Here is a 315-nt window from a genome sequence, read left to right on the forward strand (position 1 = left end):
TGTTCACGATTTGTATTTAACTACTTTTTGGAAAAGTGGAATGATAGATATAAAGAAACAGGAAAAGGGTTATCCTATGGCACTTGTTCTTCGCAATTACCTACTCTCAAAAAAGAGTTTGTATGGCTAAAAGAAGTGGACAGTATCGCTCTTCAATCTTCTCTTCATAGCCTCGCTGACTCGTATGCAAGATTCTTCAAAAAACAAAATAAAGCACCTCGGTTTAAATCGAAAAACAATAAAGTCCAATCCTATACAACGAAACATACAAATGGAAACATTGCGATTATAGATAATAAATTGAAGTTACCGAAA

The 315-nt window shown here is 33.7% G+C and carries 1 protein-coding gene; it reads left to right on the forward strand.

What is annotated here, in order from left to right:
• On the forward strand, positions 1–315 hold a 315-nt coding region (locus tag FOT98_RS31560), incomplete at both ends, for a helix-turn-helix domain-containing protein (RefSeq protein ID WP_144291281.1).

The sequence above is a fragment of the Bacillus sp. HY001 genome (assembly GCF_007558965.1).
Classification (GTDB): domain Bacteria; phylum Bacillota; class Bacilli; order Bacillales; family Bacillaceae_G; genus Bacillus_A; species Bacillus_A mobilis.